The organism is Clostridium sp. SGI.024 (assembly GCF_050315195.1).
Taxonomy (GTDB): domain Bacteria; phylum Bacillota; class Clostridia; order Clostridiales; family Clostridiaceae; genus Clostridium.
On record NZ_JBNPON010000093.1, the window covers coordinates 1 to 8,429 of the forward strand.

General features: G+C 28.4%; 8 protein-coding genes. 7 read left to right on the top strand and 1 reads right to left on the bottom strand.

What is annotated here, in order from left to right:
- Positions 1–291: 291 nt before the first annotated feature.
- Positions 292–987 carry a glycosyltransferase family 32 protein gene (locus tag ACQRD5_RS16030; RefSeq protein ID WP_291631214.1) on the top strand — a complete coding sequence of 232 codons (696 nt, stop codon included), beginning with the start codon at positions 292–294 and terminating at the stop codon, positions 985–987.
- 96 nt (positions 988–1,083) lie between these two features.
- Positions 1,084–2,160 (top strand): glycosyltransferase, encoded by a 1,077-nt coding sequence (locus tag ACQRD5_RS16035; RefSeq protein WP_291631215.1) that lies wholly within the window; start codon positions 1,084–1,086, stop codon positions 2,158–2,160.
- A gap of 348 nt (positions 2,161–2,508) precedes the next feature.
- On the opposite strand, the gene ACQRD5_RS16040 is transcribed toward ACQRD5_RS16035, so the two are convergent.
- Positions 2,509–3,921, bottom strand: coding sequence for a serine hydrolase (locus ACQRD5_RS16040; protein ID WP_291631216.1), 1,413 nt, complete (start codon positions 3,919–3,921; stop codon positions 2,509–2,511).
- A gap of 281 nt (positions 3,922–4,202) precedes the next feature.
- Between ACQRD5_RS16040 and ACQRD5_RS16045 the strand changes: the two genes are divergently transcribed.
- The 5 genes from ACQRD5_RS16045 to ACQRD5_RS16065 all read left to right on the top strand — a co-directional run bounded on the left by ACQRD5_RS16045 (position 4,203) and on the right by ACQRD5_RS16065 (position 8,286).
- On the top strand, positions 4,203–4,913 hold the full coding sequence (locus ACQRD5_RS16045) for an LPXTG cell wall anchor domain-containing protein (RefSeq protein WP_427747042.1): 711 nt from the start codon (positions 4,203–4,205) through the stop codon (positions 4,911–4,913).
- A 228-nt stretch (positions 4,914–5,141) separates the two neighbouring features.
- Complete coding sequence (yhfZ, locus tag ACQRD5_RS16050) at positions 5,142–6,068, top strand: GntR family transcriptional regulator YhfZ (RefSeq protein WP_291631221.1); 927 nt, start codon at positions 5,142–5,144, stop codon at positions 6,066–6,068.
- Between the two features lie 50 nt (positions 6,069–6,118).
- The gene (locus ACQRD5_RS16055) at positions 6,119–6,472 is read left to right on the top strand and encodes a PRD domain-containing protein (RefSeq protein ID WP_291631223.1); all 354 of its coding nucleotides are present in this window, start codon (positions 6,119–6,121) and stop codon (positions 6,470–6,472) included.
- Between the two features lie 50 nt (positions 6,473–6,522).
- Positions 6,523–6,879: a DUF2620 domain-containing protein gene (locus ACQRD5_RS16060; protein WP_291631225.1), complete on the top strand. Its 357-nt coding sequence runs from the start codon at positions 6,523–6,525 to the stop codon at positions 6,877–6,879.
- 114 nt (positions 6,880–6,993) lie between these two features.
- Entirely contained in the window at positions 6,994–8,286 is a 1,293-nt protein-coding gene (locus ACQRD5_RS16065; protein WP_291631227.1) for a YhfT family protein, read from the top strand.
- Positions 8,287–8,429 lie beyond the last annotated feature (143 nt).

Below are 8,429 nucleotides of genomic sequence, written 5' to 3' on the forward strand. Positions count from 1 at the left end.
ATTTTTTATTATACTAATAAGAATAATGTTTTAATTATTAAAGTGGAGTTTAAATACTATATTATTAGGAGTGATAATGAATTTACTAATTTATTAAAGACATTATCTAAAAATGTAATAAGATATGTTTTCTAAAGTTAAGAGGTATATAGTAACTTGTAACTCCTAATAATCCAATGAATATAATAATTAGAGTAGATGTAGAGAAAATTGTCACACTTATAGATTTAAATAAATATAATAAACCTATTAATTTAAATAGGTACTAGATTTGTAGGAGGGAAATAACTTATGAGTATACCTAAAATAATACATTACTGTTGGTTTGGTGGTAAAAAGAAACCTGAATTAGTTGAAAAGTGTATTTCTTCATGGAAGATTCATTTAAATGATTATGAATTTATGGAATGGAATGAAGATAACTTTAATATAAATGGCTTTGAATTTACTAAGAAAGCTTATGAAGATAAAAAGTGGGCATTTGTATCAGATTATTGCAGGCTATGGGCACTGTATAGATATGGTGGAATATATTTAGATACAGATATGGAGGTCATAAAACCATTAGATAATTTATTAGATCATGCTTCCTTTGGTGGATTAGAGGATTACTTTATTGGTTTTGGAATTTGGGGTTGTAATAAATATGATAAATTTATTTCTGAAGTATTAAAGTATTATAATAACTTAAATTATGATGATTATAAGGACAGGTCAGATGAACTAGTAATTCAAATTCATCTTACTTTAATTGCTAAGTATCTTGGATATAAGGATATCCGTAACAAAGTCTCACATTTTTATAATGAGGTAGCTATTTATCCAAAGGAATATTTTTATCCTAAAAAACATCTATGGAAAGAAACATTAATTACAGAAAATACTTATACTGTCCATCATTATGAAGGAAGCTGGAGAAAACCGAATCAGATATTAAGATCTAAGTTTAAACGAGAAATATTTAAGTTTATTAGAGGGTTTAAGTAGGAAAATTTTCTTGAAAGAGTAAGGAATTCTGAAGTCAATGAATATATATTTAATATAATTCATGAAAAAGTAAATTTATAGAAGGGGAAGTTTAGTTTGAATATTTTATATATTAATAGTTCAGCTCATATAGCTGGCGATACTAAATGTATTTTAAAGCTTTGTAAAGAGATTAATAATAAAAATAAACTAATACTAGCAAGCTCTGGTGGGAAATTACTACCTAATTTTCTTAAGCTAGGGGTTAAGCATTATGAGATAAAAAATGTAAACTTAAATAACGTTTTCAGTATAATGTATAATATTGCTAAGATAATAAAAATAGTTAGGAAAGAAAATATACATTTAATTCATAGCCATCACAGGACAACTACATTTATTTCTAAGATTGCTTCATTTTTTACAAGGGTAAGAATCATACACACCCAACATATTTGTATAGAAGATAAATATTTCTTTACTAGATTAGCACTTAAAAATATTGATATTATTTCGGTTAGTAATTCTGCAAAGAAGGTATTAGTTGATAAATGTAGGTTAGATAAAAAAAGAATAACAACAATATACAATACTGTAGATATAAATGAAGAAAATAAAAGTGTAGATAAGGCCTTGGTTGAAAGTAAGAAAAGCTTTTTTACTGTAGCACAAATAAGTAGAGTTGTTGATTATAAGGGAATATATGACTTTGTTAATATAGCAAAGGAAGTTAATGAAAGGAATAAAAATATAAGGTTTTTCTTGATTGGAGAAGGTGAAGAATTAGAAAACTTAAGAAATTATATTAAAGAAAATAAATTAGAAGAGGTTGTATACCTTCTTGGGGAGAAAAGCAATGTAATAGACCATTTAAAATATATAGATTTAGTTTTATTATGCTCTCATATAGAAGGGCTTCCATTAGTTCCTTTAGAGGCTTTTTCTCAAAGAGTTCCAGTAATTGCAACTAATATACCAGGAACTAATGAAGAAATAATTAATGGAGTAAATGGATATTTAGTTCCTATAAAAGATATTAAGACATTTAGTAAAAGAATAAATGAGCTTTATGAAGATAGTGAATTATATAAATCCTTAAAAAAGGGTGCATATAGAACCTTTGCTATAAATTTTACTTCCGAAAAATATATTTTATCTCACTTAAAGTTCTATAGGAAAGTTTTAAAGAAATAGACAAGTATATATATCAATTCACATATAAAAGAAAATAATAAATTTTCAAAAACTGTATCAAATGAAATGTGATACAGTTTTTTGTAGGGGACAAGGAGAAAGCTATAGGGACAATAGATGTCTTTATTAATATGATTAGAAATACTATAAGTGAAAGGGATGAATTTATTACTATAGAACAGAAAATAGAAATTTAAAGAATTATGTTTTGATTAATAATATAAGATATGTAGATAGAATAAAGATTTAAATATATGATAATGGCGTAGGAATAGATGATGAAAAGATAGATTAGGTAAGAGAAAATTATAAGCTGAAAGGAGCTGATAAAACAGCTCCTTAAATATATTAAATTCCTAAAGCATCCTTAACAGCTTGGTTCATGTTCCATGATAACCAAGAATTTGTATTATAATAAGAATTACTAGTAGAAGTTCTAAATCCTGCTTGCATTTTATTAGATAAACAAATAAAGATATAATCATTATCTGGATCTACAAATACTGTTGTACCAGTAAAACCATCATGTCCATAAACTGCTTCTGTTGCCGTTGCTCCCATCCAGCTTTGATCTAACTTAAAACCATATCCAAATTCTTCAGATAAACTACCATTGTGAGCTTCAGCGTAACTAGTATGTTTAGTAGTAAATAATTCAACAGTTTCTTCGCTATATAAACGAACACCATTATATTCACCACCATTTAGCATTGTTTGTAAAAGAATTGCTAAATCTTTAGCAGTAGAGAATAAACCTGCATGACCTGCAACGCCTTGTCCACCCATAGCAGCATTTCCATCATTAACTTCTCCGATTAATGTATAGTTTCTCCATCCATCAAAAGCAGCAAAAGCATCAGCATCATCAGTACAATCATATCCTACACCAGGGTAATTTATTTCATCAACCATTCTATATTCGTAAGGATTTCCTAATGAAGTTGCAGCAATTTGGTCCTTAGTAAATCCATTTTCTAAAGGATTATATGTAGTAGAAGTCATGCCTAAAGGACCGTATATATTTTCTTTAGCAAATACATCCATATCTTGTCCTGATACTGATTCAACAATAAAGCCTAAAGCCATAAAGCTAAAGTCAGAATATTTAGGTTCAGAACCATCAGTTTTAAAACTCTCTACTAATTCTAAATTATTAAGGTACTCTAATTGTTCTTCTTTATTATTGCAATATAAGAAAGTAGGTTCCCATTGAGGCAAACCACTAGAATGAGTTAATAATTGGGCAATAGTAATTTCACCTTTTCCATTTTTCTCGAATCCAGGCAAGTAATCTTTTACATAGTCATCAACACTAATTAATCCTCTATCAACTAAAATCATAATTGATTGTGTAGTAGCCATAACCTTTGTTACAGAAGCTAAATCAAATAATGTATCAGTAGTCATTTCACGAGGGTTTTCAGTTTTAGTATAAACTGGATTAGCATAAGTACTACCTTCTGCTTCATAATCAGCATCAAAATAGTGAGCATATCCATAAGCTTTTTCAAAGATGATTTTGCCATCTTTAATAGCTAATGCAACAGCACCCCATCCTTCATTTCCACGATCATAGCCAGCTGTATTAATTGTTTCGTACCATACTTTATCTACGTTTGATTCCATTGTTTCCATTTCTCCAGATGTCAAATAAGAATCATTATAAGATAAATGCATATCATACTCAGTAGACTTTAATACTGATTGAGAGCATCCACATAGTAAAGATGCTGATAATAAAAGTGCTAATATTTTTTTCATTTCCTTTGTATACCTCCGTATATTGTTATCTAATAAATATACAGAAAATTGTATTTTGATAATTTTTATTATTGAATAAATTGAATGATTTGTCAATAGAAAATTTTAAAATCATTTAATTTTATAAAAATTTTCAGAATAAAAAAAATTTTTATTATAAACGATTGACAAAGGAAAATGTAGCATGATATAAATAATATACAGAAAATTGTATTTTGAGAAATTAAGGTTAGAAAAAAATATTTTTTAAATTATAATTATGAAAGAATGGTGTAGAATCAATGGATAAAATATATAGTATATTAGGGAGTGGGATGATAGCATTTACTTTATTAACTAATACGGTATCTGCTACATCAGGTTTAAATTCTTCAGAAACTACTTTAATAGAACACTTAAGTAATTTTTCATATAAATATAATGGGAAATTATTCAACTTAGAAGAAGATCTTTTAACTAAAGTTAAAAATTATTTAATTAAAGATAATGTAGAATTAAATGATGATCAAGTTAATGAAGTTACTAAATTAGTAGATGAAGCACTAGTTAATTTAATTAAAAATAATGCTTTGAACGGAAGTCATTTAACTAATGAGCAAGCAAAAAGTTTTATAAATGACTATATTATTCCTATTGCTAATATATTAAATTTGGAAGTCAGTTATGATGAAGATAATTTGAATATAACAATTAAAGATGAAAATGGACAAATTATTTATAGTGATAGTACTATAGAAGATGATACGCAATCAGGTGGCAATGATGGTACAGAATCAGGTGGCAATGATGGTACAGAATCAGGTGGTAATGATGGTACAGAATCAGGTGGCAATGATGATACACAATCAGGTGGTAATGATGATACAGTAACTGATAACAACAATGAAACATTACCACAAACAGGAGATTCTGTATCTAGTACAGTATTTTCTATGTTGAGCTCCTTGATGGTTGTAGGTGGCTTATTATTAAATAAGAAAAAGATAAAATAATAGTTCTAGCTTATAGTAAAATACTTTATATATTTTACTATGAAATTTTTGTTTCAAAATTAAAGAATATTTAAAAAATCTTATAGGATATATTTCCAGCAAAAATCCCATGTGGATTTTCTGCTGGGACAATAAAAATGAAAAATTTTCTAAAAACTATTGCTAAGATATTGATAAGATGTTAATATTAATATACAAAATATTGTATATTAATTAGGGAGTGATAAAATGAATGTTCAAAGTAAGCTTATGCAGAAACTTGGAATTGCAATTACTTCTTTAGCAGTAGAATTTTTACCTTTAAATAAAGGTGATAGAATAAAGACTGTTGCAGATCTTGCTGAAAGATATGATACAGCTAGGGGAACTATTCAATCTGCAATAAAGTTTTTAAAAGAAGAAAATGCTGTAATATTAGAATCTAGGGGACATCTTGGAACATATATAAAGGAAATAGACTATATAAAACTATTAGATTTAACAGGTATAAAATCATTAGTGGGAGTAATGCCATTACCTTATTCGAAGAGGTATGAAGGCCTAGCAACAGGACTTTATAAATGTTTAAATGACAGTGGAGTAAATACTAATCTTGCTTTTATGAGAGGCTCTAATCATAGATTAAAAGCTTTAGAAGATGGAAGGTATGATTTTGCAGTAACTTCAAGATTAACAGCAGATTATTATTTAGAAAACAATAAAAATATTGAAATAGTCAAAGTTTTTGGTGATTTTAGCTATGTTAATGAGCATATTATAGTAGTAGCAAAGGATTTTAATGGAGAGTTTACTAATGGCACAAGAGTTGGTATAGATACTTCTTCAATAGATCAATTTATGTTAACTAAAACTTATTTTAAAGATTTAGATGTACAATATGTTACATTAAACTACAGTCAGTTCATTACTGCAATTAAGGAGAACGAGATTGATGTAGCTATCTGGAATTTAGATGATATCCAAGATAGGCAAGATGATATTAAATTTCTACCTCTAAAAAGGGAAAGTAATAACATTAAAGATACAGAAGCTGTAATAATAGCAAGTAAGGAAAATTCCATTGTTAAAGTACTTTTCTCTAGAGTACTAAATGTAGAAAATGTAAAGAAATATCAAAGATTAGTTATGGAAAAGAAGATAATGCCTCAATATTAAGAGGTATTTATAATATCAAAATACAAAAAAATGTATATTGGAGGTCTATTATGGAACTAATTACTAGGTTAAATATTTTAAAGGATTCAGGAATGTTATCAGAAGGTAACTATAATAAGGTACTAAAGGTTATAGATTATTTTGATAAGGTAAGAAATATAAAACTTGTTGAAGAAAATGCTTCAATGTTTATTACTCATTTATGTTCAGCTTTAGGAAGAATAGATAATAATGAAATTTTAAATGAACTTGATGAAGAAATACTCGAATCTCTTAAATTAGAGGATACATATAATGAGTCTATGCATCTTGTAAAGGATTTAAAAGATGTTATAGGTGAAATTCCAAAAGAAGAAATGAATTTCCTAGTAATGCATGTATGTACACTATTAGCCCAAGCCTAAAATTAATCAAATTTATAATACATAAATAATTTAAATATGGAGGAATTAAAATGAAAAGAATAGTTATTGGTGGTCAAATAGACAAGCAAAAAGTTGCCGATATTACAGCTAAAATTGCAGGTGATAGAGCAAGTATAGAAATTAAGAGTGATATCGAAGCAGCTATGGCTATTAAGACTGGAAGTGCAGATTATTACTTAGGAGCTTGCAATACTGGTGGCGGTGGTGCCTTAGCTATGGCAATAGCATTACTTGGAATGGGCAATTGCGCAACAGTATCAATGCCTGGCCATATAAAAACTGAATCAGAAATTAAGTCTGAAGCAGAAGCAGGAAAAAAAGCCTTTGGATTTACAGCACAACATGCTGAAGAAGTTATACCAGTAATTCTTAAGTATATTCTTTAATATTAAAAATTGGATAAAAAAGTATTGTACAGAAGATAAGTTATTAAGAGATATTGAAAGTTTTGTTAAATATTAAATTTAAATAAAAAATATAAATTTTGGGAGGAATTATATATGCATTATCTTCAATATGTAGTAGTTGCACTTTTAGGTGCACTAGCAGCAGTATTATCTAACACAGGAGTAGCCGTATTCAATGATGGGTATAGACCAATCGTTCCAGAATATTTAGATGGAAAAATGGATAAAAAGGCTTTAGCAGCAACATCATTTGCAATTAGTTTTGGATTAGTTATTGGCTTTGGTATTCCAGTGTCAATAGCTGCATCAATTATTTTAATTCACAGTATTTTATTAGGAACAGATATTATAGGTGCTTTCTGCCCAAGTGGTAAAAAAGGGGTAATTATTTCAGGGGTAGTAGGAGCTATCTATGGAATAGGTATAGTTTATGGATTACAATTTATAGTTGATTTATTTGCACTTTTACCAATTAACTTCTTAGAACCATTAAAACAAGTTGGAACACCAATTACAGTTGCTTTTGCAGTATTCCCAGCTTTAGTTGTTGCTTATCAATTTGGAACTAAAAAAGGTTTATTAACAGGAATAGTTGCTTTAATAGTTAGACAAATAACAGCTATATACGGAGTATTTACTGTAAATGGTGCAAAAATCACATTAGATAAAGAAGGTATGGCTTTACTTGCTGGTATGATAATTATGATTATATTTGCAGTTCAAGAAAAACCAGATCCAAATGCACCAAAGGTTGATTTAGCAGCAATCTTCGAAGATAGAGTTAAGAGAATTAAAAAGAACTTACCTTTATTAGCAGTAATGGGTGGATTAATTTCAGCAGCAACAAGCCTTAGCTTATTAGCTGGAGACCCAATAAGCTTAAATCTTTTAGCAGAAGGAAAGAACACTGAAGCAGCTATGACTGCATTTGCAAGAGGTATAGGATTTATTCCACTAGTAGCTACAACAGCAATTTCTACTGGGGTTTATGCACCAGCAGGTATGACATTTGTATTCGTAGTTGGATTCTTAATAGGAAACCCAATATTAGCTTTCGTAGTAGGGGCTGCAGTTATGGCTTTAGAAATCTTCTTCTTAGATGGACTAGCTAAATTAATGGACAAGTTCCCAGGAGTAAGAAAATGTGGAGATAACATAAGAACAGCTATGAGTAAAGTTCTAGAAGTTGCTTTATTAATAGGTGGTATGATGGCAGCACAAGCTATGGCACCAGGATTTGGATTATTCGTAGTAATCGGCTTATATGTATTAAACAAGACTTCAAAGAAACCAATAGTAGATATGGCAGTAGGTCCAGTTGGAGCAATTGCAGTAGGAATTTTAATAAATATTCTATATTTAGTTGGACTATTTGTAGTAGCTTAGAAAAATGTAGAATGAAGAATGAAAAATGTAAAATTAAAGAAGAAACTCCTTAGGGAGTTTCTGAAATAAACAAATTTTTAGTAATTTGTTTCAAATTACATCAATAATTCTACATTATACATTTTACATTTTACATTCATAAA

Excerpts from the sequence above, each read along its gene's own strand:
- ACQRD5_RS16030 (WP_291631214.1), top strand. The coding sequence starts at position 292 with ATGAGTATACCTAAAATAATACATTACTGTTGGTTTGGTGGTAAAAAG.
- ACQRD5_RS16040 (WP_291631216.1), bottom strand. The coding sequence starts at position 3,921 with ATGAAAAAAATATTAGCACTTTTATTATCAGCATCTTTACTATGTGGA.
- ACQRD5_RS16045 (WP_427747042.1), top strand. The coding sequence starts at position 4,203 with ATGGATAAAATATATAGTATATTAGGGAGTGGGATGATAGCATTTACT.
- yhfZ (WP_291631221.1), top strand. The coding sequence starts at position 5,142 with ATGAATGTTCAAAGTAAGCTTATGCAGAAACTTGGAATTGCAATTACT.
- ACQRD5_RS16055 (WP_291631223.1), top strand. The coding sequence starts at position 6,119 with ATGGAACTAATTACTAGGTTAAATATTTTAAAGGATTCAGGAATGTTA.
- ACQRD5_RS16060 (WP_291631225.1), top strand. The coding sequence starts at position 6,523 with ATGAAAAGAATAGTTATTGGTGGTCAAATAGACAAGCAAAAAGTTGCC.
- ACQRD5_RS16065 (WP_291631227.1), top strand. The coding sequence starts at position 6,994 with ATGCATTATCTTCAATATGTAGTAGTTGCACTTTTAGGTGCACTAGCA.